At 64.4% G+C, this 21,249-nt stretch carries 19 protein-coding genes and 1 tRNA gene; 7 read left to right on the top strand and 13 right to left on the bottom strand.

Going from position 1 to position 21,249, the window contains the following annotated elements; all coding sequences use genetic code 11:
* Window positions 1–45: 45 nt before the first annotated feature.
* The 4 genes from N551_RS0129360 to N551_RS0129345 are packed head-to-tail and all read right to left on the bottom strand — an operon-like array spanning window position 46 to window position 10,028.
* Window positions 46–891, bottom strand: a complete 846-nt coding sequence (locus tag N551_RS0129360; protein ID WP_027569957.1) for a phosphatase PAP2 family protein — start codon at window positions 889–891, stop codon at window positions 46–48.
* 1 nt (window position 892) lies between these two features.
* Window positions 893–2,635 carry a glycosyltransferase family 39 protein gene (locus N551_RS0129355; RefSeq protein ID WP_027569956.1) on the bottom strand — a complete coding sequence of 581 codons (1,743 nt, stop codon included), beginning with the start codon at window positions 2,633–2,635 and terminating at the stop codon, window positions 893–895.
* 50 nt (window positions 2,636–2,685) lie between these two features.
* Complete coding sequence (pbpC, locus tag N551_RS0129350) at window positions 2,686–4,812, bottom strand: penicillin-binding protein 1C (protein ID WP_245287865.1); 2,127 nt, start codon at window positions 4,810–4,812, stop codon at window positions 2,686–2,688.
* Window positions 4,813–4,823: 11 nt separating this feature from the next.
* Window positions 4,824–10,028 (bottom strand): alpha-2-macroglobulin, encoded by a 5,205-nt coding sequence (locus N551_RS0129345; protein ID WP_027569954.1) that lies wholly within the window; start codon window positions 10,026–10,028, stop codon window positions 4,824–4,826.
* A 402-nt stretch (window positions 10,029–10,430) separates the two neighbouring features.
* On the opposite strand from N551_RS0129345, the gene N551_RS0129340 reads away from it, so the two are divergent.
* Window positions 10,431–10,507: transfer RNA gene (locus N551_RS0129340), tRNA-Arg, on the top strand.
* Between the two features lie 60 nt (window positions 10,508–10,567).
* Here the strand turns inward: N551_RS0129340 and N551_RS0129335 are convergent.
* From N551_RS0129335 to N551_RS0129320, 3 genes are all read right to left on the bottom strand, one after another.
* On the bottom strand, window positions 10,568–11,530 hold the full coding sequence (locus N551_RS0129335) for a hypothetical protein (RefSeq protein WP_027569953.1): 963 nt from the start codon (window positions 11,528–11,530) through the stop codon (window positions 10,568–10,570).
* Between the two features lie 644 nt (window positions 11,531–12,174).
* Window positions 12,175–12,540 carry a hypothetical protein gene (locus N551_RS0129325; protein ID WP_027569951.1) on the bottom strand — a complete coding sequence of 122 codons (366 nt, stop codon included), beginning with the start codon at window positions 12,538–12,540 and terminating at the stop codon, window positions 12,175–12,177.
* A gap of 15 nt (window positions 12,541–12,555) precedes the next feature.
* The gene (locus N551_RS0129320) at window positions 12,556–13,839 is read right to left on the bottom strand and encodes a hypothetical protein (RefSeq protein ID WP_027569950.1); all 1,284 of its coding nucleotides are present in this window, start codon (window positions 13,837–13,839) and stop codon (window positions 12,556–12,558) included.
* Between the two features lie 139 nt (window positions 13,840–13,978).
* Between N551_RS0129320 and N551_RS0129315 the strand changes: the two genes are divergently transcribed.
* Entirely contained in the window at window positions 13,979–14,206 is a 228-nt protein-coding gene (locus N551_RS0129315) for a DUF2171 domain-containing protein (RefSeq protein ID WP_027569949.1), read from the top strand.
* A gap of 125 nt (window positions 14,207–14,331) precedes the next feature.
* Here N551_RS0129315 and N551_RS0129310 read toward each other — a convergent pair whose 3' ends face one another.
* Window positions 14,332–14,550 carry a hypothetical protein gene (locus tag N551_RS0129310; protein ID WP_027569948.1) on the bottom strand — a complete coding sequence of 73 codons (219 nt, stop codon included), beginning with the start codon at window positions 14,548–14,550 and terminating at the stop codon, window positions 14,332–14,334.
* Between the two features lie 233 nt (window positions 14,551–14,783).
* Window positions 14,784–14,933: a hypothetical protein gene (locus N551_RS39090; protein WP_197031201.1), complete on the bottom strand. Its 150-nt coding sequence runs from the start codon at window positions 14,931–14,933 to the stop codon at window positions 14,784–14,786.
* A gap of 246 nt (window positions 14,934–15,179) precedes the next feature.
* Here N551_RS39090 and N551_RS39085 point away from each other — a divergent pair, with 246 nt between their 5' ends.
* Window positions 15,180–15,341: a hypothetical protein gene (locus N551_RS39085; protein WP_027569947.1), complete on the top strand. Its 162-nt coding sequence runs from the start codon at window positions 15,180–15,182 to the stop codon at window positions 15,339–15,341.
* Between the two features lie 106 nt (window positions 15,342–15,447).
* Here the strand turns inward: N551_RS39085 and N551_RS0129295 are convergent, their stop codons facing one another.
* The 3 genes from N551_RS0129295 to N551_RS0129285 all read right to left on the bottom strand — a co-directional run bounded on the left by N551_RS0129295 (window position 15,448) and on the right by N551_RS0129285 (window position 16,973).
* Complete coding sequence (locus tag N551_RS0129295) at window positions 15,448–16,227, bottom strand: hypothetical protein (protein ID WP_027569946.1); 780 nt, start codon at window positions 16,225–16,227, stop codon at window positions 15,448–15,450.
* Window positions 16,228–16,411: 184 nt separating this feature from the next.
* Window positions 16,412–16,660 (bottom strand): hypothetical protein, encoded by a 249-nt coding sequence (locus N551_RS0129290; RefSeq protein ID WP_027569945.1) that lies wholly within the window; start codon window positions 16,658–16,660, stop codon window positions 16,412–16,414.
* Window positions 16,661–16,736: 76 nt separating this feature from the next.
* A complete protein-coding gene (locus N551_RS0129285; protein ID WP_027569944.1) occupies window positions 16,737–16,973 on the bottom strand; it encodes a hypothetical protein in 237 nt (78 codons plus the stop codon).
* Window positions 16,974–17,241: 268 nt separating this feature from the next.
* Here N551_RS0129285 and N551_RS0129280 point away from each other — a divergent pair, with 268 nt between their 5' ends.
* Complete coding sequence (locus N551_RS0129280) at window positions 17,242–17,589, top strand: DUF6481 family protein (protein WP_027569943.1); 348 nt, start codon at window positions 17,242–17,244, stop codon at window positions 17,587–17,589.
* Between the two features lie 138 nt (window positions 17,590–17,727).
* On the opposite strand, the gene N551_RS0129275 is transcribed toward N551_RS0129280, so the two are convergent.
* Window positions 17,728–17,970, bottom strand: coding sequence for a pentapeptide MXKDX repeat protein (locus tag N551_RS0129275; RefSeq protein WP_007610178.1), 243 nt, complete (start codon window positions 17,968–17,970; stop codon window positions 17,728–17,730).
* Window positions 17,971–18,299: 329 nt separating this feature from the next.
* Between N551_RS0129275 and dctP the strand changes: the two genes are divergently transcribed.
* The 3 genes from dctP to N551_RS0129260 are packed head-to-tail and all read left to right on the top strand — an operon-like array spanning window position 18,300 to window position 21,228.
* The gene (gene dctP, locus N551_RS0129270) at window positions 18,300–19,322 is read left to right on the top strand and encodes a TRAP transporter substrate-binding protein DctP (RefSeq protein ID WP_027569942.1); all 1,023 of its coding nucleotides are present in this window, start codon (window positions 18,300–18,302) and stop codon (window positions 19,320–19,322) included.
* Window positions 19,319–19,873 carry a TRAP transporter small permease gene (locus N551_RS0129265; RefSeq protein ID WP_027517812.1) on the top strand — a complete coding sequence of 185 codons (555 nt, stop codon included), beginning with the start codon at window positions 19,319–19,321 and terminating at the stop codon, window positions 19,871–19,873. Before dctP ends, N551_RS0129265 begins: the two co-directional genes overlap by 4 nt.
* Window positions 19,870–21,228, top strand: a complete 1,359-nt coding sequence (locus N551_RS0129260; protein ID WP_027569941.1) for a TRAP transporter large permease — start codon at window positions 19,870–19,872, stop codon at window positions 21,226–21,228. The genes N551_RS0129265 and N551_RS0129260 overlap by 4 nt, the downstream gene beginning before the upstream one ends.
* Window positions 21,229–21,249: the final 21 nt, after the last annotated feature.

Raw genomic sequence — 21,249 nt, 5'->3', positions numbered from 1 at the left:
AATTGGCTTGGCTCGGGAACCGGCGGGCCCGGCAAGCAGCCGCTTTTATGGGGCGGATGCCCCGTGGGCAACCCTTTTGAGGCGGCCCGAGACCGCCCCTGCAAGAGGCACAATGGTGCCGTCGGCACGGATGGCAAAGCCGAGCCTGCGGGCCGCGAACCAGTAGCGCACCGCCATGGCGCCGACCATGCCGACCAGGGCGCCGGCCACCACGTCGCTCGGGTGATGCGCGAGCAGCACCAGTCGCGTCAGCAGGATCACGATCGCGTAAGTGAACATGAATACGCGCAGGCGCGGCCATAGCGCCGAGACGGCGAACGCCAGTGCGAACGCCGTCACCGCATGACCCGACGGCAGACTGGCATAGGCCCCCGTCCCCTCGAATGGGATGAAGTTGAACGGATTGGCTTTGCCGCCGACGAACGGACGTCCTCGACCGATGAGATATTTCAGGATCTCGGCGACGAATATCGGCACGGCAACAGACAGAAACATGAACTGCAGCCGCGTGCCGAGGCCGAGCAGCAACGCGCGGCTTCTGCCGCGCAATCCCGCCGCAACCAGCGCCAGCACCACCAGCCCGCCCCCGAGCACGGAGAGCACATACTCGTCCTTGCCGAAATCGGTCAGGATGCGGATCGGCCACAGGCCCGGCGTGCCGCGCGCCGGCATCAGCTGGATCTCGGTCAGGTCGAACACGACCATCAGCGCGATGACCAGGGCTGCACCTGCCGCACTGAGCCATAGCGAATGCCGCGCCAGCTTTCGCGCGGCCTCGGCGCGGCGCGAATGCGAGGGCGTACGCACGAGCTGCGCCAGGGCGCGCCCCGACAGCGTGAGCAATTGCGCGGGATAGCTCGCGCGCGGCGCGATGTCGGTGGGTGCCGACATCCTACTCGGTGCCTTCCGAGCGGAAGATCGAGATCGAGATCGCACGCCCTTGGGAGAAATTGTAGCCGTCGATGCGCGTACCAACCTTGTAGCGCAGCCCGATCGCCTCGGCGCGCTGCACGAAGCCGCGCTCCGAACGCTGCTCGATCAGCGCGAAACGGCAACTCCCCTGCCGCAGGAAATCCGCCGCGCCCGAACCGTCGGTGAGCACCGTCTGCGTGCCCGTCAGGAAGACGAGGCTTGGCTCGTGATAGCCGGCCGCGGCCGCCTTCGGGCCGACGCAGGTGACGTTGCGAAGCGCGCGTGCGATCTCGATGCTGGGAAACACCGGCGTCAGCGACGGCAGCACGATGCCGTAGACCGTCACTGCGAGCATCAGGGCTGCGACCAGCGCGTTGAGCAGCGAGCGCTCGGCGTGATTGTTGTCGTGGAGCCACCAGGCGAACAGGCCGAAGATCAGCGAGGCCGCGATGAACGGCCACGCCACGAAGGCCGGTTGCCGCGTCAGCATCACAGCGCCGACGACCGCGATGATCGAGCCGCCAACGGGGATCGCGAACCACCAGGCCGAGCCGCGCATCAGCCAGGACCAGGACAGCACGCGCCGCTCCAGCGCGCCCGCGGTGAGGATCGCGATCGCAGGGTACAGCGGCAGCACGTAATGCGGCAGCTTGGTCAGCACCACCTCGAACACGATCCAGGACGGGACCAGCCAGGCCAGCAGGAATTGCGCGCCGGGCTCGCGCCGCGCGCGCCAGACCGCGGGCGCGGCCATCGCGGCGAGCGGCGCGCCGGGCCAGAACGTGATCCAGAACAGCACCAGGTACAGTCCGGGCGGCGCGCCGTGGGATTCCTGCGCGCCCAACTTGCTCAACATGTCGCCGCCGACGGAATCGGCGAAGAAGGCATCGCCCGCGCGCCAGAAGATCGCGACGAACCAGGGCAGCACCAGCACCAGCATCCACATCAGGCCCCAGAGCGGGCGCAGCTTCCATAGCCAGGAGGCATCGCGGTCCTGGATCGCGAGCGCGACGATGGTGAGGCCTGCGAACATCAGGATCAGCGGGCCCTTGATCAGGATGCCGACAGCGAGAGCCGTCCAGAAGATCGCGGGCCAGCTCCATGGCGGATGCGTCTCGTCCTCGGCGCGCTGCCACGACAGATAGGCCCGCGCCATCGCGCCCATCGCGGCGACCACGCAGAACAGCAGCATCGCGTCAGTCTTCGCAAGCCGCGCCTCGACGCCGAGCAGCACGGAGGCGCACATCAGAAGCGCTGCAAGCACCGCGGCGCGCCGCGTGACGAAGCCGAGCGCCGTCCAATAAGTCATGAGCACGGCACCGATGGCGCCGATCAGCGAGGGCAGCCGGTAGACCCAGATTCGCAACTCGGCCTTCGGCAAACCGAGCGCCGATGCCGTCTCGACCGCGGCCGCTTGCAGCCAGTAGATCCCGACCGGCTTCTTGTAGCGGACGTCCTCCTGAAAGCGGATGTCGACATAATCGCCGCTCTCGACCATCTGCTTGGTGGCCTGCGCAAAGCGCGCCTCGTCGCGGTCAACCGGAGGAATCGTAAAGAAGCCCGGCAGGAATAGCAGCAGCGCGCACAGCAGCAGGAAGCTCACCGCGCGGACGTGGCTGGCCGTGGCGATATCGAACATGGACACGAGCCGGCTGCCCGGATTCACCGGGGATTTCGGCTCGCGCGGAGCTCCAAAACGGGGTGCTGGGTAGGTCTCGGCCATCGGTTCCGCTTACGCTGAAACCGCCATCGCCACAACCGCTTGAGGCAGGGTCATTGAATTCGAATGACAACTGTGTCCGCGGCGCCCGTGGCGTCGATGACGGTCAGCCGCGCAAAGCCGGGACCGGGCGGATCGATCAGCCGCTGGCGCCGTCCGTCTATCTCGCCCTGCGCCGTTCCGTTAACCATGACGGTCATGGGCAGGACGCCGCCGGCGACTTTGACTGGCATGGCTGCGCCCGCCTCGCCACCTGAGCGATCGACGTCGATCCGCGAGCCGTTCAGCGGAAACTGGATGTGCAGGGCCTGTTCGCCCCCGGTCCGCACCAGATCCCCGACCGGGCGGAACCGCCTCAAGGGCAACGGCAGCTTGGCGTTGCTGGCAACCAGGGTCCCCTTCGGTGGCTTCGGCAACGGCAGGAGCGTCTTGCCGGTCCGGGCGAAGGCGTCGAACAGGATCGGCGCGGCGGCAACCCGACCGATCAGGCCTGGAACCGGCGCACCATCGGGCCGGCCGACCCAGACGCCGATGGTCATGCGCCCGTCAAAGCCCATCGACCAGGCGTCGCGGTAGCCGTAGGAGGTGCCCGTCTTGAAGGCGATGCGGTTGTGAGCTGCGTTCTCCGGCGGCGGGGTGCCGAGCAACACATTGCCGACCTGCCAGGCCGCGACCTGATCGAGCAGCCGCAGCGGCTCGCGGTCGTCCCTGTCAGTTATGATCTCGCGCAGCGGCCTGGTGGTGCCGAGCCGGGCGAAGCCCGCATAGAGCTGGGCGAGGTCCTGCAGCGTCACGCCGACGCCGCCAAGGCCCATGGCAAGTCCCGGCGCCTCGTCTTTGGGCAGAACCAGATTGCCACCGGCCTGGCGCAGCCGCGAGGCCAGCCGGCTCGCGCCGACGCGGTCGAGCAGGACGATCGCGGGCACGTTCAGCGACAGCTGCAGCGCCTTCTTTACCGGCACCGTGCCTTGGAACGTCATGTCGAAATTCTCCGGCGCGTAGGAGCCGAAGCGCACGGGTCGATCGTCGATCAGACTGTCGGGATGAACGAAGCCGTCCTCGAAAGCGAGCCCGTAGATGAAAGGCTTCAGCGTCGAGCCCGGCGAGCGGACCGCGCGGGTCATGTCGACCTGCCCTGCCCGGCGCTCGTCGAAATAATCCGCCGAGCCGACGCGCGCGAGCACGTCGCCGCTCTCATTGTCGAGGACGATGATGCCGACCGAGATGTTCGGCCCCAACGCAATGGCACGATCGCGCGCCAGCGGCTCCAGCACCTTCTGCAGGTTGGCATCCAGCGTCAGCTTGATGACGGGGGCGTCCTTGACCGTCGCGAGCGCCGCATCGGAGGCATGCGGCGCCAGGATCGGCATCGGCTTGCGCAGTTTCGGCACGGGAACGGCTTTGGCCTGCTTGGCATCGTCGCGGCTGATCTGTTGCTCCTCGACCATGCGGTCGAGCACGCGGTCGCGCGCTTTGCGCGCCGCATCGGGATAGCGATCGAGCCTGCGGGTCTCCGGGGATTGCGGCAGCGCGACCAGCAACGCGGCTTCAGCCAGCGACAACCGCTTCGGCTCCTTGCCGAGATAGGCGATCGAGGCGGCGCGAATGCCTTCGAGGTTGCCGCCGTAAGGCGCGAGCGCGAGATACAGATCGAGAATCTGCTCCTTGCTCAAGCTGCGCTCGATCTCGATCGCACGCACCATCTGCCGCAGCTTTGCATAAAGCGAGCGCTGCCGCCGCGGCTCCATCAGCCGCGCCAGCTGCATCGAGATGGTCGAGCCGCCCGAGACGATGTGGCCGCGGGTCCCAAGCTGAAACGCAGCGCGCCCCAGCGCCAGCGGGTCGATGCCGTCATGTGCGTAAAAGCGCTGGTCTTCATAAGCGAGCAGCAGCTTGAGGTAGGTCGGATCGACATTCGCCCTTGTCTCGACCGGCAACCGCCAGCGCCCGTCCGCCATCGCATAGGCGCGCAGCAGCTTGCCGTTGCGACCGACGATGGTGGTGGAGACCTGGCGGGCTTCGTCGAAAGGCAGCGGGCCGAGGGAGTAAACCCACGCGACGAAGCCGACGATGGTGAGGATGAGCGTGAGCGCGAGGCCGGAGAGGAGGCGATGGCCCCTGCCCCTTGCTCCATCATGGCCGGGCTCATCCCGGCCATCCAGATTTTCTCTCCCGCTCATCTTGCCATCACTCACTTCGCCGCCCGCACCTCGACCGTGCCGGTCCCGGTGCGGCCGTAGCGCGAGGGATTGTACATGTCCTCGACATAGGCTTGCGGCAGCACGTATTTGCCGGGCGAGACCACACGCACGACATAGGCCACCGTGAACACCGCCTTGGAATCCGAGGCCCGGTCGACGGCAGCCGTGAAGCGGTCGTCGCGGAACTCGGTATCCTCGGGCTCTTCGCCATCCTCGATCCAGCCCAGCGTGCCGCTGTCACCCGACGACACCAGTTTTGGATTGTCGATCTCCAGGCCGGCCGGCAGATAGTCGGACACCATGATGTGGCCGTACTCGGGCTTGGCCTCGGTGATCTTGAGCACCACGGCGAAGCGGTCGTTCTGCTTGACCTTGCTGATATCGGCGGGCTTGCCGTCGAGCGTGAAGAAACTGCGCTCGATCTTGAAGCCGTTCGATGCCGCGGGCTCCGGCGTCACCGGCGAGCCCGACACCGAGACCACCGCCTGCACCGGCGCATCACCGGTGTTGGTGATCTTCAGCGGCTTGCCTTCCAGGGTCTCAGCCTTGTAGCTGCGGTACAGCGCGGTCTTGACCGGCTGGCCGTCCACCTCCATCGACAGGTTCTCCTTGGCGAGCGCGCGCGCCGCCAGCACCAGCCACGCATTCTCCTGCGTGGAGGTGTAGGGCGTCAGCCCGCGCGCGGTCTCGACCCGCGACACCGCCTGCGTCAGCGTCGCCTTCGGGGCATTGCCTTCACTGGCAAGCGACACCAGCGCTGCGGCATCGCGGAGCTGCGAGCCATAGTCGGTGCGGCCGAACTCCAGCACCGGCTTTGGGGCGAGACTGTCGAGGGCTGCGCCATAGACCCGCTCCGCACGGTTGCGGTCGCCGACCAGCGCGAGCGCCGCGGCGAGCTGCGATTTCGCGATGGGAGTTGCGAGGTTGCTCAGCTTGGTGTCGGCGAGATAGCGGAGGTCGCCGATTGGCGCCGCGCCGTTTCGCGCAAGCACATAGAGGCCGTAGGCGAGATCGCGGCCGCCGTCCTTCTCCGGCTCGTTGCCGTTGACGACGGAGTTGCGGATACGATCCAGCGCAGTCTTGAACAGCACATCCGGCACCACAAAACCCTTTTCGCGGGCGCGGGTCAGGAAGTCCGTCACATACGCATCGAGCCAGGCATCGTCACCACCGGCCGACCACAGCCCAAACGAGCCGTTCGAGCCCTGGCGAGCCAGCAGCCGCTCGATGGCGTCGCGGATGCGCTGGTCGACCTCGGTGTCCATGGCCAGATGCGCGCCGACAGCGAGCTCGTTGACATAGAGCAACGGCATCGCCCGGCTGGTGATCTGTTCCGAGCAGCCATAGGGATAGCGGTCGAGCGCTTTGAGGATCGTCGCTGCATCGAGCGCAGTCGACAGGCTGGCTGAGACCGAGACGTTGCCGGTTCCCGGCACGAGATCGGCGAACATATCCGAGGTCAACGTCAGGCTCTCGCCCTTCGCGAGCGTCCGGATCGAGCGCCGCGCCAGGACTTGCGTCGCCGCCTTGACGTCGAGCGCATAATGGCGCGCCAGCGCCAGGCCATTCGGCCCCTTGATGTCGATGTCGAGCGTCGCCTGCCCCGCCGCCGTCGCGTCGATAGCGAGCGAGAAGGAGTTGCGCTGCTTGGCGGCGAGCTTGACCGTGGTTGCGGGATTGCCGGTCATCTTCACCGGCCCGCCCGTCTTCACGTTGATGACGTAATCGCCGGCCTGCCCTTCGACATTGTCGATCTCGAGATTGACCGTGCCGTGGTCGCCGTTGAGCAGGAAGCGCGGCAGGGTCGTGGTCAGCACCACGGGATCGCGGATCACGACGTCGATGTTGGCGCGACCGAGCTTGGTCGCGGTCCACGCCACCGCCATCACGCGCGCGGTGCCGGCGAACTCCGGAATATCGAAGCTCACTTCTGCCGTGCCGTCGGCGGCAACGGTGACGATGCCCGAATAGAGCGCGAGCGGCTTTTGCGCGGGCGGCGAGCCCTGGAGCTCGGCGGCACCAGCGTCGCCGCCGGACTTGATCTGCCCGCGCGTGCCCGACATGCCGTCGATGAGTTGCCCATAGAGATCGCGGATCTCCGCGCTCAGGCGGCGCTGACCGAGATAATAGTCGTCCGGCGCGGGTGGCTTGTAATTGGTGAGATTGAGGATGCCGACGTCGACCGCGGCGATGACGATCTTGGCGTCCTCGCCCGGATTGAGCCCGTCGAGCTTGACCGGGATCTTCAACATCGCATTCGGCCGGATCAGAGCCGGCGGCGTCAGCTTCACCTGGAGCGTGCGGGTCTGCTTGTCGATGCCGAACCACTTGAGGCCGATGGCACGGCCCGGCATGCGTTGCGCGGCCGCATCGAGCGGACGGCGCAGCGTCGCCACCACATAGGCGCCGGTGCCCCAGTCCTTGCCGACCGGGAGCTTCACCTGGGCGGTGCCTTCCTTGACGTCGATGGTCTGCGTCGTCAGCAGGCGATCGCCGAGCACGTTGACCGTCAGCTTGCCGGCGCTGCGGACGTTGACCGACACGGTCATCGTGTCGCCCGAGGCGTATTGCGGCTTGTCGATCGAGGTCTCCAGGAGGTCCGGTGTGTCGGCGCTGCCGTCGGAATACCAGCCGACGTCGAACTGCACCGAGGTCACCGGGCCGTCGGCGTCGTTCGACTTCACATCCAACCGGTAGCGGCCGGGCCGTGGGGTCAGCGCAATCCGCGACGGCTTGTCCGCGGCAACGGTCACGTCGCCGTCGGAGACGCGCGAGGTCGATTTGACCGGCTCGTACTCCCAGTAATTGCTCTGGCGATACCACTGGTAGCGCGACTCCATCTTCAGGAGCTCGTAGCGCAGGCCGTCGCGGCGAAGCCTCTCACCCTCGGGCGAGACGAACACGACATCGAACTCGGCCTTGTCGCCCTCGGCGACGTTCTTGTCGCCGAACAGCGGCTTGATGCCGATCATGGCAGCAGCAGGCGCGACCGGCAGCACGATCTTGCGTTCGACGGCGCGGCCGCCGGTCTCGACCATACGGACGAAGATCTGCGCCTCCTGTGGTCGCGTCGAGGCCGGCTGCTTGTCGAGCGTGACCGGGAAGGTGGCAACGCCGTTGGCGTCAGCTTCCGGCAGGTTCTCCAGCGGCGTGCGCTCGTTCGAGGTGGTCTCCTCGTCGGCAACACCGAACTGGTAGCCGGCAAAGCCCGGCCGCTCCGACGCGGGCGCGACCAGCATGTCGCCTTCGAGCGCCAGCCCGGAGGCCGGCGCGCCATAGAGGAAATGACCGTCCGCCTTAAGCTCCACTGGAGCGTTAGCTTTGATCAGCTTGTCCTTGGCAGACAAGTCGAATTCGATCCGATCAGGGACGTAGTCCTCGACCATGAAGGTAGTTTCGCCGACCGAAGAGCCCTTCGGATCGGTGAAGGCGCGCACCCGCCAGGTCCCGGTCGGGACGGCCGAGTTGAGCGGCACGGACAGGGTGCGCCCGCCGGCGCCCTGGTCGGCCAGCACGGCGCGGCGGTATTCGACGCCGTCGGGGCGCTCGATCACCAGGGTCATCGGCCCGCCGGTGACGGCGTTGCCCTGCCCGTCGCGCAACAGCGCGGTCAGATAGACGGTCTCGCTGGAGCGGTAGACGCCGCGCTCGGCATAGACGAAGGCGTCGGCGCCCGCAGGCACGGCCCTGCCCGAAACGCCACGGTCCGACAGGTCGAAGGCGGAGGACTTGAGGCTGAGGAAGGCATAGTCGGCCTTCTCACCGGTCACGGTGAGCATCGCCGGCGACAGACCGCCATCGCCGCGCGCAAGCCCCGCCTCGAACAGCAAATGGCCGCTCTCATCGGTCTTGCGGGTGGCCAGGATCTCGTTGTTGCGCGCGACCAGCCGCACCTCGGCCTTGCCGACCGGATCGGTCGAGGCCAGCGAATTCACGAAGACATGGATGCCGTCATTGCCGGAATAGGCCGTGACGCCGAGATCGGACACGATGAACCATTGGGTGGCGAGCTGGTAGTCGTCGTCCGAGCCCGGCCCCTTGGCCGCGGCCGTCATCACATAAACGCCGGGCTGCAGTTCGCCGAGCGCCTGGTCGACCGGGAATGCGGTGGTGACGTCCTGGTTCAGCGTCATCGCGGTCGCGAGCTCGCCGGTCCAGACTTTCACGCCGCGCTCGCCGCCGAGATCGCTGAGCTGGTATTTCGACAGAGTCTTCTGGAAATCGCTGTCGACCACCGTGTTGATCAAATTGCGGTCGCCGATCCGGAACACGTTGATGTTGACGGCTGGCGTGTTGACGCTGACCACGGGAATGCCGCGCTGGCCGGTCCTCGGCAGCACATAGGCGCGGCTGGTGAAGCGCACGAACGGCTTGCGGTCGCGCACATAGACGTTGAACTCGGCCGATTTCGGCAGGCCCTCCTTCACGGTGGACGGCAGACCGGCGCGCAAATTGACGTTGTAGCGCTCGCCATGCTTCAGCCCGTCGACGCAGAGCTGCTTGCCCTCGGCCGACAGGGCCGGCTTGTCCTGGCCCGCCAGCGCGAGGTACGGCGCGAAATCGGTGCGTTTCGCCAGCTCCTCCGAGAACTGGAAGCAGGCGCGCGGACTGGCGGAGTCCGAGTCCACGGTGTAGTCGAGCAGCCGAAAACCGTGCTCGTCACGCATCTTCTCATATTGGCCGCGGACATCGGCGACCTCGCGCATGTCGAGCGACAGCCGCAGCGCATCCAGCGCCGGCCGCCACAGCTTGCGTTCGGACAGCGACTTGCCGAGCACCGCGAGCGCGTCGGCCTCCTCGCCCGCATTAGCGGCACGCTGGTAGGCGATGTAGGCGGCAGTCGAGGCGCGCTCCAGCAGGAACGTCTGCTCGCTCGAACTCTTCGGCGATATCTGGAAGATGACTTTCGCCAGCCGCAGCCAGTTGCCGGCATCCTCCGGCGTGGTCGCCGCGATCTGGCCGAGCACCGACAGGCCGGTGCGATAGTCGTTGCGCCGGAAGGCAGCATCGGCGTCGGTGCGCAAGCTCGCGCCAGTCTTGGCGACCGGCCCCGCCTCGCCCTTGATCTGCGCCTCCAGCTTGATCGCGGAATCGGCCAAGTCGTCCCGCTTGAAGGCTTTGTCGGCGCCCTGCGCTACGCTAAGGCCGAACGCCAGCGTGGCGCAGAGTGTGACGGCGCGAACAAGACCGATCATGGATGGACTCCCGGAACTCGCGGACGAACGCCGCTTGTCGCATGAAATGCGCGGAAAGGTGACGGACTCAAGGCGATGGAACCAAAGGTGCAGATCGTCGCATTCGCCATGACAAGGCAGGCCCAGAGGAGACCGATCAAGCTACCGCCGCGCACGCCGTCCTGATGGCGCAGCAATACCTGACCAGTCGTCCGGCGGCCGTGTCCCGGAAGCTGGCCAGCGTTCCCGGCGATGTGATCCATCGTCCAGTCCGCTGCCGCTCAACCCGGCACCCTGACACCCCACCGTTCCGCTTTGTCGCGGCTTCGCGGAAAACGGTTCGGTTCAGGCTTGGCGAAAGACGATATTTTTCATAATGGCATGGTAGATGAACAGCCGGCCCCAACCAGGGCGGCTCAAGACGGTCCCGTAGCTCAACTGGATAGAGCATCAGATTTCTACTCTGAGGGTTGCAGGTTCGATTCCTGCCGGGATCGCCAAAACACGGGGATTACCGTTTAGGGATTCTGTTCTCCGATCACCCCACGAATTATTCAGTTCTAGATTTCTTCATTGGAAGCAGACCCTTCATCCGGGGCCTCCAACGGAGCTGATTCGCTCGGCTGGTGCGTCAACAGCTTTCTTCGATCAACCGGCAGTGCGCTAGGTAGAGGATTGACCTGGGCTTCCATTGCCTCGGTGTAAACGCCGTTCTCGAAGAGGTGAGTGATGCTGCTAATTATAGTTCGGCGTATCGACTCAGCCTGATCTTTCGGAATTGCATTGCTTTTTTCAGCAGCGTTCAACTTGACCAGTACCGCAATTCCTTCACAAGCTGCACCATAGTTAACTTTGGCCTTTGTGGCTCGTGCGGACTGGATACGGCTCCAAACCTCAAGCAGCGTCTCAGAGAGCTTTCTTACGGCGGCTGCAACCCCAAGCAGGTCGAATTCCTTGTCACTTCCGGAGTCTAGGGACGCGACCACGAGATCTGAGTGCTTTGTTTGCTCCACCGTTTCAATTGCTGAGTGCAGTTCCTCAATCGCCCCTAAGATGCTCGAAAAGTGGCCGACAGTTAGCGTAGGAACACCGGGATCTCTTACAAAAAACCGAATTTTCTCACTATCAACTGTCTTGGAAGGGTCGACAGGATTTTCAAACGCCAGGTTAGACTTATCGGAAGGCCGTTCGAGCATGCGTGCGACCGACGGCAGAAATTCGGTAACGAGGGTGATGCCTCTACGCACTGTCATCGAGCTCGGGCTACCGTCTTGCTTGATCAAGCCTTCCCAGAACTCGGGCACGATGAGGCGTTCAACCTTGAACAGCTTCATCAAATATTTTTCTGTCGGCCCGAAATTCGCATACGCGGTCATGAAACTGGCGTAGGCGCTGAACAGCTGGTTAGGGGAGATAGGATCTTTACTGCTTCTGATCGCGGATAAAAGCACTTGGTGAATCTTCGACGACTCCAGCGCGTTGGCCAAATTCTCCGTAGCGCCAATAAGTTGATCGCGACGCATCCACCCCCCCGCCGATATTATTGCTTATCGGCGAGGTACTGATCAAATGCAACTAGCGTTAAGCCCCAAAGATGCCTCCACAACACCAAAAAATAATAACCATCTGCAAACAAAGGATATTGCGCTAGGCCTCAAATGCTTTTACTCCGCCGATTACAGGTTCAATTTCTGCCGGAATCGCCAATTTCAGTCTCAAACGTTGATCGTGGTCCCGATCTACGACAGGCGGCTGCAGAATCCGTCCTTCACGAACGCGTGGGTCGCCTCGCTCCGGGCTTTGATCCGGGCAAACGAGCCCTATCTATCCGCCGAGCGACGTGCGCCCAATAAGGACTTCGATGCCACTATCCGACTTGACGAGAATGGCTATCGCATCTGCGGTGGCGGTTGTGGCAATATCGTTTCTGGCAGTTGACGCGGGAGTCGTGAACTCCGGTGTGGTCACAAAGCCCATCGCGACGGCCCGGGCCACTATCGCGGACGCGGCAGCGAGTCAGCATCAACTCGCGTTCGCCGTTCAGGCGTGGGCGCGTCGCGACCACCAGAAGCCGGCCGTGGAAGAATGCCTGGCGATCGATTGAAACAGCGCAGTTTGTAGCCGCTCTCGTCTCGCGGATGTATGCGCAACGTAACAATCATGTTTGTTATAGGCCGTTATTCCCCCGGATGAAGATCGTCCAAATCCAGCCGAACAGTGTGCTCAAGGCGGCGACCGATGCGGCGATTGCCGCGGTCCGAGTCCACCAGATCTGCCGCTCGTGCCGTTCGATATCCGCCTCGGATTTTTGATTATCTTTCCAGTTCAGCCATTCCTGGGCGAACCCGATCGTCATGACGGGCGCGGTTCCGATCGCGATCGCTCCTGCGGATGCCGCGTCGGTCTGGGCGAGGCGCGCTCGGACGTTGGCTGCACCCGTCTTTTCAAGCACCGCAAGCCATTGCTGGGACTGTTCGTCTGAAACATGCCATGTGCATTCCCTGTAAGGAAACGCTTTCGGTCGCTCTGTCATGGCCTTGCACCGTACTCACCCTTCAGTGTTGCCCTGATGTCGCGCCCACCACTCGGCGATCGCCGCCGCAAGCGCCTTCCACACCTCGGTCGGCAGATCCGGCACCGCCACCCGGACGCTGTACCGATCCGTAGTCGCGTCGTGAAACCACTCGGTAGCCGCGAAATCGAAGCCAAAACTGCCGGCGTGGCGAATGGGGAAGCCTTTGCCGCTCAGGTCGCGGCTCACGTCGTCGGCCGCCTGTCGCGCGGTCGCCTCGTCGAGGGCGCGCCTGCCGCGAAGCGTGACATAGAGGCCGTGGGTGAAATGCAGCTCGGCCGAGAGCGAAGCGAGCTCGGAGGCGAAATATCGCGCCGTGTGGCGACCGTTGCGCAGGATTGCCGCGACGCGCCTTTTCGTCAGGGCCCAATAGGCCGCCGAGCCCACGAATGGCGGGAAGTGCGCCGGTAACGCCGCGCCACCGAGAAGCCGGACGGCATTGCGGGTTTCCGCCGCCAGGCTTTCGGACAGCAGCTGGCCTGCCTTGAGGTCCTTCCGGCTCCAATGCACGAAGACGGCAGAGCCCAGCCGGCCATATTCCACGCCGAGCGAATCCAGCTTGTTGTGGCTTCGCACCAACACGACGGGGATGTCCCACCGCGCGGCCCATCTCAGGACGCGCCGGATGCGTCCCGATCTGCCGGCGAAACATGTCGTGTCGAAGATCAACAGGTCGAGCCCCGAACCGTCGCAGCGCAGAGCCGCCTCGAACGCCCCGGCAGGGGCGCATGAATCCAGCAGCAGAAGCCGTGGCGCGGCCGCCGCATCAAACGCTTCGCCCAGCGGCAGCCTGGCGGTCACAAGCCGCAAATGGGGGACGAGGCTCTCGATCAGCTCCACTGTCTCGCCGTAGGTGCCCGGCAGCACTACGACGTCTGCCTTGCCGATAGTTCGTGCGGACGCGAGCAGCAGTGCGGAGATCGCGGCCATGCCGGAGGCGGTATAGATCGCCTCGCTCCTGCAGCCCCGCTCGAGTTCATAAAACGAGGGACCGCACACCTTGAGGTCCGCGCGCTGATAATCGTAGCTGAACACGAACGGACCGCTGGAGGGAGACGCCGCGTGCGACCAAGCCGTCTCCGTCGCCTTCCAGTCCTGCAGCGCATGCTCCGCGCGCAGTGCGGCGGCGAGCTGAAATTTGGAGTCGACAACCTCCTCGACCGATTGCGGCCGAGCCAAATGCAGCGGGCTCCTCAGGCAATCGTTCAGCAGCCCGATTTCCCTGTGCTTTCGTTCGAGATAGGCCTCGGAGGTCTCCATGCGGATCTTGATGATGGTGGTCTTGGCAATTGCGACTGCCTTTCAACGTTCGGCGAACGCATTGGCTCCAACAGCCGGGCCCGCTCATCCTTGCAACAAAGACCGGCCCTCGCCGTTGACACTTCATAGGGAGAACATCATGAGCGAGATCAGAGAGCACATGAAGATCATCGGCAAGGACGGCGCGCCTGTCGGCACCGTCGACCGCGTCGAGGGCAACCGCATCAAGCTGACGCGGAAGGACAGCCCGGAAGGTCACAAGGACCATCATCATTACATCGACACGAAATATGTGGGTGCTGTCGAAGGCGATGTCGTCAAGCTCTCGGTGAATGCCGACGCGGTGCCAAAGCCGGAAGCTGCCTGACACACTGCAGCCCTTTGCAGGCTTTTTGTTTGTTCACGATCCTGCTCCGCTTCGTTCCGCGAAACGAATCGCGATCGGAAAATCGTCATCGAACGAGTCTTAACGTCGCGTTTCGGCGACTTGCGTCAGGCGTCGAGCGTCACGAGCACGGGCCGGAAGCGGTAGGCATCGATCGCGGCGTTGGACAGCAGCAATCGTCGCCTTTCGCCAGCCAGCATCATGCGGTCGATCCTGTGCAGGATGAATCGGGCGGCGTCCCTGCGCTCGCCAGTCAGCAGGCCGGATTGGTCAAGATACTTCCAGGCAATCTCGAAGGATTGTGCGCGCAACTCGGGATCGGTCATAGCGGCTCAACGTCGCCGGGGAACCGACGTTCCACCTGCACGCGCCTCCCGCTCGGTCGCCCTTGATCTCGCGCGAAAAGAATTGAAGGGGCGCGGAACGAACCTGCGATCGACGCGTTCGAAATTCAGTGGTGCCGATTTGCCAGCCCCGATCGGCTCTCGAGAACCCCGTGCTTGTCCCCCCGAGCACGGGGTTTTTCTGTGAATACGGGTATTGTCGTAAGAGCGTGAGCTCAGTCCGTACGCTCTTCGCGCCGGTCGCGGGCGAGTTGATGCCAGGCCAGGGCCAGCTCGATGAGACGTTGCCGGTCGGGACCTTCGGCCGCCACGGCGCGCTTCATCGCCGCCTCGGCTTCATGCTGTGGATCGTACTTGGTACACATGAAGCCAATTCTAGCCGGACGATCTGGACAAGCGCGTGGCAATTTCGTCCGTATGATTGCGGGGTTAATGCCTCCCCACACGGATTTGCGACGCGATCCAACTCACGCATCTGTCGAACGACCGGCAACCATTGTGGGCTTGACGCGCACCGATCTGTGAAGTGCGTCACAGCCGGCGCCCGGCGTCTCCGCTAAACAGTCTTCAGCGCTCCCAGAGAGCGAGAAGGCTTGGGAGATATTCCCGTCATGACACAAGAAGCCGCAGCCGAAATTGCCGTCCCGACGCGGCGCGAACGATCCGACCCGCTCGGCATCGCATATCTGGCGACCATCGCCATCGTGATGCTGGCCTGGATCGCAGGCCTGGTCTGGGCCGCGATCGCGTTCTTCGGCTGGCTGGTGTCCTGAGGCGCGGGCCGATCCTCTTTAGTTCTTGGCCAGCTGACGGCCAGCGCCAAACGAAAAGAGGCGGGATCTTGGCCCGCCTCTTCGCTTCAGCTCTCGCCTGGAGTGCTCAGTAACACGCGCGGGGATCAGCCTGCACATACTGGCCGCTCGGATAACGGTAGTAGCAGTTGCCCTGGGCCAGATAGTAGCCGGGGCGCGAAGCAGCCGTCGCGCCGGCGATCGCACCGGTGGCACCGCCGATCACGGCGCCTGCGGCCGCACCCGAGGCGTTGCCCGAGATCAGGCCGCCCAGCACACCGCCGACGATGGCGCCGCCAAGGGCGCTCGCGCCGGGGTCGGCTGGCGGCGGAGGCGGTTCGTAGGCGACGGGCGGGGCGTAGGCTACCGGCACGTCATCGTAATAATCCTCCGAAATGTAGGCCGGGGGCCCCTCCATCCGCTGCGGATAATAATACCGCGCGCCGCCCACATCCCACCACCAGCCGGAGCGGCCGTTGTGGACTTCGTGGCGCCAGCGTCCGCCATCCCAGGCGAGATGGCCGCGATAGGCGTGTCCGCCCCAATCGCGCGGCGGCGCGGGACCCCTGGCGTAATTGCGTCCGGGCGGCGGACCGCCGGCATTGCGCGGCGCAGGACCTGCACCTGGACCTGCATGACCAGGACCGCCAGCGTGGGGCTGGCCGCCGGGCTGTGGCGCGGGCCGGACAGCCTGCTGCGGCGGCGGACCCTTTCGTATGTTCTGAGGCGGCGCGCCGCCGCCCGGCCCGGCCGATGGCTGGGCGGCGTCTCTCGGCGGTCTGGCGTCCTGAGCCTGCGCCGGGACGGCGAGCAATGCCATGGCCGAAACCAAGGGAATGATGATCTTGATGCGACTGGACGCACTCATGCGTGCTTGCCCCCTACTCTCTCGATTGCCGTCAATGGCCGTGATGCCTCGCGCGATAGACGATTCGGCTCGCGCTGAGCTGATGCCGGCTGACATGACTGACCTGCTTTGGTCGCCCAAGTCCCGTTACAAATGATTAAGATCACGACATTTTTCCGTCCGCCCGGGCCGCTCTGGAGTGCCTCTAGCGGGCCGGCTCGATCACATTGCAGTTGCTTCGCCCGGACATCAGGCAGTCCTGCATCTTGCTCGCGGAGGTGAGATCGCGGGCGAGCCACCAGCCGACGCCGAGGATCACGATCGCGATGATCAAGCCGGCGATGGCACCGCGGCGGTTGTCACCGGCTTGAGGTTTTGGAGGGGATTTGAGCTTAGCGCCCGGTTCGGGCTTAGCTTTGGACTTAGGCTCGGAATTGGCTTCGGACTTGGACATGGCTGACCGATCACGGGGCGAGCGGGCTTTATCGCCTCTGCGGCGCGGCGTCACATCCTGCCCAAGCTTCTCCCGGTTAGCCTCGGGTCGGCCGGATCGCTTCCTTGCGCGAGGTTTCGACCGCCGGGATCGCCTGCTGGACCCGCGGTGCGCAGGTCGTAAGTACAAGCGCGGTCTGGGTGCATTCCCAATCTGCACCCAGGACGGCACTTTCGATCGGCTGCGGGCCAGCGAGGAGCAGCGCGGCACCGGCCAGGGCTGCCACCGCGACCGCGATTGCGAGCGCCTTCAGGCTCAGTCTTGAGATCGTCATACCCGTGCTCCGCGTCTCATACCCGGGCGGACGCTAGGCACCGCCCTGGTGCCCCCTTATGAGGGACATCACAATTCGGCAGTTTTTCGGGGCTACGAGAGATCGTCGGGGGCGGCGATTTTCGTCTACCTGATCGGCTGCGATTATAGGTGGCATCACGGCGCGCGCCGATGTACACGCATCTGCGTCGCGCGGCGCCCGCTATGCCCAGCCGACGTACCAACAGGCAGTGATGTAGGATCGAAAGCGAGGATGACAAGGTTCGCCGATGAGTGGATTTAGGGAACCAGGCTTCTCCGACCGGCAAAAGGCGGCACAGGAAGCACGCAAAAACCTTTTGAACAAATTCAAGTCGCAGCCGGGGCCGGATGATCCCGCGGTTGTGGCGAAGCGTGCGGAGCGCGAGGCCCTTGCGGCCAAGCGCGCCGAGGCAAAGGCTGCGCGCGAGACGGAAAAGGCCGAGCACAAGCGCCTTCAAGAAGAGGCTGCCGCGCTCGAGGCCGCGCGGATCGCCCGCGAAGCCGAAGAAGCCGTCGCGAAGGCGGCCGAAGCCGAGGCCGATCAAAAGGCCAAGCGAGACGCCCGCTACGCCGCCCGTAAGGCGAAGCGCAAGTAACGTTCGCAAGTCTAACGCTCGCAAGTCACGTTCAATTGAATTTGGACTGAAACAATAATCCGGGGGCGGTCTACGTGACCGCCCCCGGATTTTTGGCGCGCGTCTGCCTGTCGCAAGCGCCTCCTCGACGATGGAAGATCAGTGCTTCTTCATCATCCCGTCGTCTTTCTTCATCCCGTCCTTCGACATCGTGTCCTTCTTCATGCCGTCGTCCTTGGACATGGTGTCCTTCTTCATGCCGTCCTTGGACATCGTGTCCTTTTTCATCATGCCGTCATCCTTGCCCATCTTGTCCTGGGCAAAGGCAGCCGGCGACAGCGCGAGGCCGAGCGAGAGAATGGCCGCTGAAACGCCGAGCGCGATGCGGGTACGAATGGTCATGACTGGTCTTCCCTTCGAGATGAGGTTTGTCAGCGACGGACGCCGCTATCTGATCTCGACGGATTGCCACGGGGCGTTGTTACTCGGCCGCTGATAAATTTCCGCGGCAATTGCCGCTGATGCAGTAAATCAGAAGTGTGCAACGCAGCATGGCCGGCACTTGCCGCGGCATTCGGTCTCGAACTATCAGATGAGAGAACATTGTCCGAAAGACCGGCTAGGATGGGCTTCAGCACGGTCTCAAAGACCAACCCAAAATCACGGCAAACAAGGCCATCCAAAGAACCGTCCAAAAAATCGTCCAAGAAACCGTCCAAGGGAATCACGCCATGCTTACGCGCCGCCACCTGATTGCGACCGCCGTCGCCGCACCCGCCATTCTCCGTTTCGGCACCGGCACCGCGCATGCCGCGACCACGCTGAAGATCTCGCATCAATTCCCCGGCGGCACCGTCGATAAGGGCGATTTCCGCGACCGGCTCTGCCGCATGTTCGCCGCCGAAGTCACCAAGCGCAGCAATGGCGACATCGCCGCCGAGATCTATCCGAACTCCTCCCTGATCAAGACCAACGCGCAGTTCTCCGCGATGCGCAAGGGCGCGCTCGACATCAGCCTCTATCCGATGCCCTATGCCGGCGGCGAATTGCCGGAAACCAATATCGGCCTGATGCCGGGCCTCGTCACCACCTACGACCAGGGCATGCGCTGGAAGAAGGAGCCGGTCGGCAAGGCCTTGACCGACTTCCTCGCCGACAAGGGCATCATGCTGCTCAGCTGGGTGTGGCAGGCCGGCGGCGTCGCCAGCCGCTCCAAGCCGATCGTGGCCCCCGAAGATGCCAAGGGTCTCAAGGTGCGCGGCGGCTCTCGCGAGATGGATATGGTGCTGCAGACCGCCGGCGCATCCGTGCTGTCGGTGCCCTCGAACGAAATCTACGCAGCGATGCAGACGGGTGCCTGCGATGCCGGCATCACCTCCTCGACCAGCCTGATCTCGTTCCGTCTCGAAGAGGTCGCGAAATCGCTGACCTCGGGCGCAGGTGCGTCCTACTGGTTCATGCTCGAGCCGCTGATGATGTCGAAGGCGATCTTCGACAAGCTGCCGAAGAACCAGCAGGACGTCCTGCTCGCAGTCGGCACCGAGCTCGAAGCCTTCGGCCGCAAGGGCGCGCAGGACGACGACGTCGAGGTCGCCAAGGTCTACGAAAAGGCCGGCGCCAAGGTCTCGGCGCTCGATGCCGCGACCGTCGGCAAGTGGCGTGACATCGCCCGCGACACCGCGTGGAAGGACTACGGTGCCAAGACCGCGACCTCGGCCAACCTGCTCAAGCTCGCGACCGACGTCGCCGCATGAGCCACGGTCCGCTTCCGGATCGTGACGACCAGGCAAACGCTGCCGCAAGGACCGGCCTTGCGGCGGCGATCGATCGCGGTCTCGCCATCCTCAACAACATCATCGTCGTGTTCGCAGCGATTGCGCTGATCGCCGCCTGCGCCATCCTGAGCTACAGCGTGCTCAGCCGCGCCTTGTTCAAGGCTGCCAATTACTGGCAGGACGAGGCCGCGGTGTTCCTGCTGGTCGGCGCCACCTTCATGACGGCCGCCTACGTGCAGCAGAACCGCGGTCACATCGGCATCGAGGCGTTCGTCGGCCTGCTCTCACCGCTGGCGAACCGGATCAGGCTCTGGCTGGTCGATGCCGTGACGCTTCTGTTCTGCGCTTTCTTCGCCTGGAAGTCCTGGACGCTGGCGCATGAAGCCTATGTCGACGGCCAGGTCTCGAACTCGATGTGGTCGCCGCCGCTGGCCATCCCCTATTCGCTGATGGCGTTCGGCATGAGCCTGCTCTGCGTCCAGATCCTCGTGCAGCTTGCGCTGCCTTTCGCTGGAGCCAGGCGTTCATGAGCGTTTTCGGTATCGGCCTCGCGTACGGGATCGCGACGTTGGTCGTGATGTTTTCGGGCATGCCGATCGCGTTCGCGCTCGGCGCGGTCGCGGTCGTGTTCATGGGCATCTACATGCCCGCCGCCTCTCTCGATACGGTGACGCAGAACGTCTACGAGGAAATGGCCTCGATCACGCTGCTGTCGATCCCGCTCTTCATCCTGAAGGGGGCCGCGATCGGCAAGTCGCGCGCAGGCCAGGATCTCTACTCGGCCCTGCACGCCTGGCTGCACCGCGTTCCCGGCGGCCTCGGGGTCGCCAATGTGTTCGCCTGCGCGCTGTTTGCGGCGATGGCGGGCTCCTCGCCCGCGACCTGCTCGGCAATCGGCTCGGCCGGCATCCCCGAGATGCGCAAACGCGGCTATTCCGGCGGCTTTGCCGCAGGGATCATCGCCGCCGGCGGCACGCTCGGCATTCTGCTCCCGCCGTCGATCACCATGATCCTGTTTGCGGTCGCCGCCGAAAAATCGCTGGGACGGCTGTTCCTCGCCGGCATCGGGCCCGGCCTGCTGCTGGTCTCGCTGTTCGGCGTCTACGCCGTGATCCGCTTCCGCCAGGAATATGCCGCGGCCGAAGCGATCTACAAGAACGGCGGCCCAGAAGCTGCGATCCTTGCCCGTGACGAATACACGCTCGCGGAACGCTTCAGCGTGCTACCGCGCGTGATCCCCTTCGTGCTGCTGCTCACCGGCGTCATGATCGCACTCTATGGCGGCTATGCGACGCCGTCGGAGACCGCTGGTCTCGGCGGCCTCTTGGCGCTGGCATTGATCGCGGCGATCTATAGCGTGTGGCGTCCGAGCGACCTCGCCCCAATCCTGAAATCAACGATCCGGGAATCGACCATGCTGATGATGATCATCGGCATGTCGCTGCTCTACTCCTACGTGATGAGCTATCTCCACATCTCGCAATCGGCCGCCGAATCCGTCGTGGCGATGCATCTGCCGCGCTGGGGACTCTTGTTCGCGATCCTCGTCATGGTCGTCGTACTCGGCTTCTTCCTGCCGCCGGTCTCGATCATTCTCATGACCGCGCCGATCATCCTGCCGCCGCTCCGCGCCGCCAATTTCGACATCATCTGGTTCGGCGTCGTCATGACCATCGTGATGGAGATGGGGCTGATCCATCCACCCGTCGGCCTCAACATCTTCGTCATCCGCAACGTCGCGCCCGACATCCCCTTGCGCGAAGTGATCTGGGGCACGTTGCCGTTCGTGCTGCTGATGATGGTCGCGGTGCTGCTGCTGTGCTTCGTGCCGGAGATCTCGACCGGGCTGCCGGACCTGGTGATGGGGCCGGACGGGAGCAGGTAGCTGCTGCGTCCACCGTCATTG

This window comes from Bradyrhizobium sp. URHA0013, assembly GCF_000518345.1.
In the GTDB taxonomy this organism is placed as follows: domain Bacteria; phylum Pseudomonadota; class Alphaproteobacteria; order Rhizobiales; family Xanthobacteraceae; genus Bradyrhizobium.
Note: the sequence above shows the minus strand (reverse complement) of the source record. Positions and strands in the feature narration are given on the sequence as shown.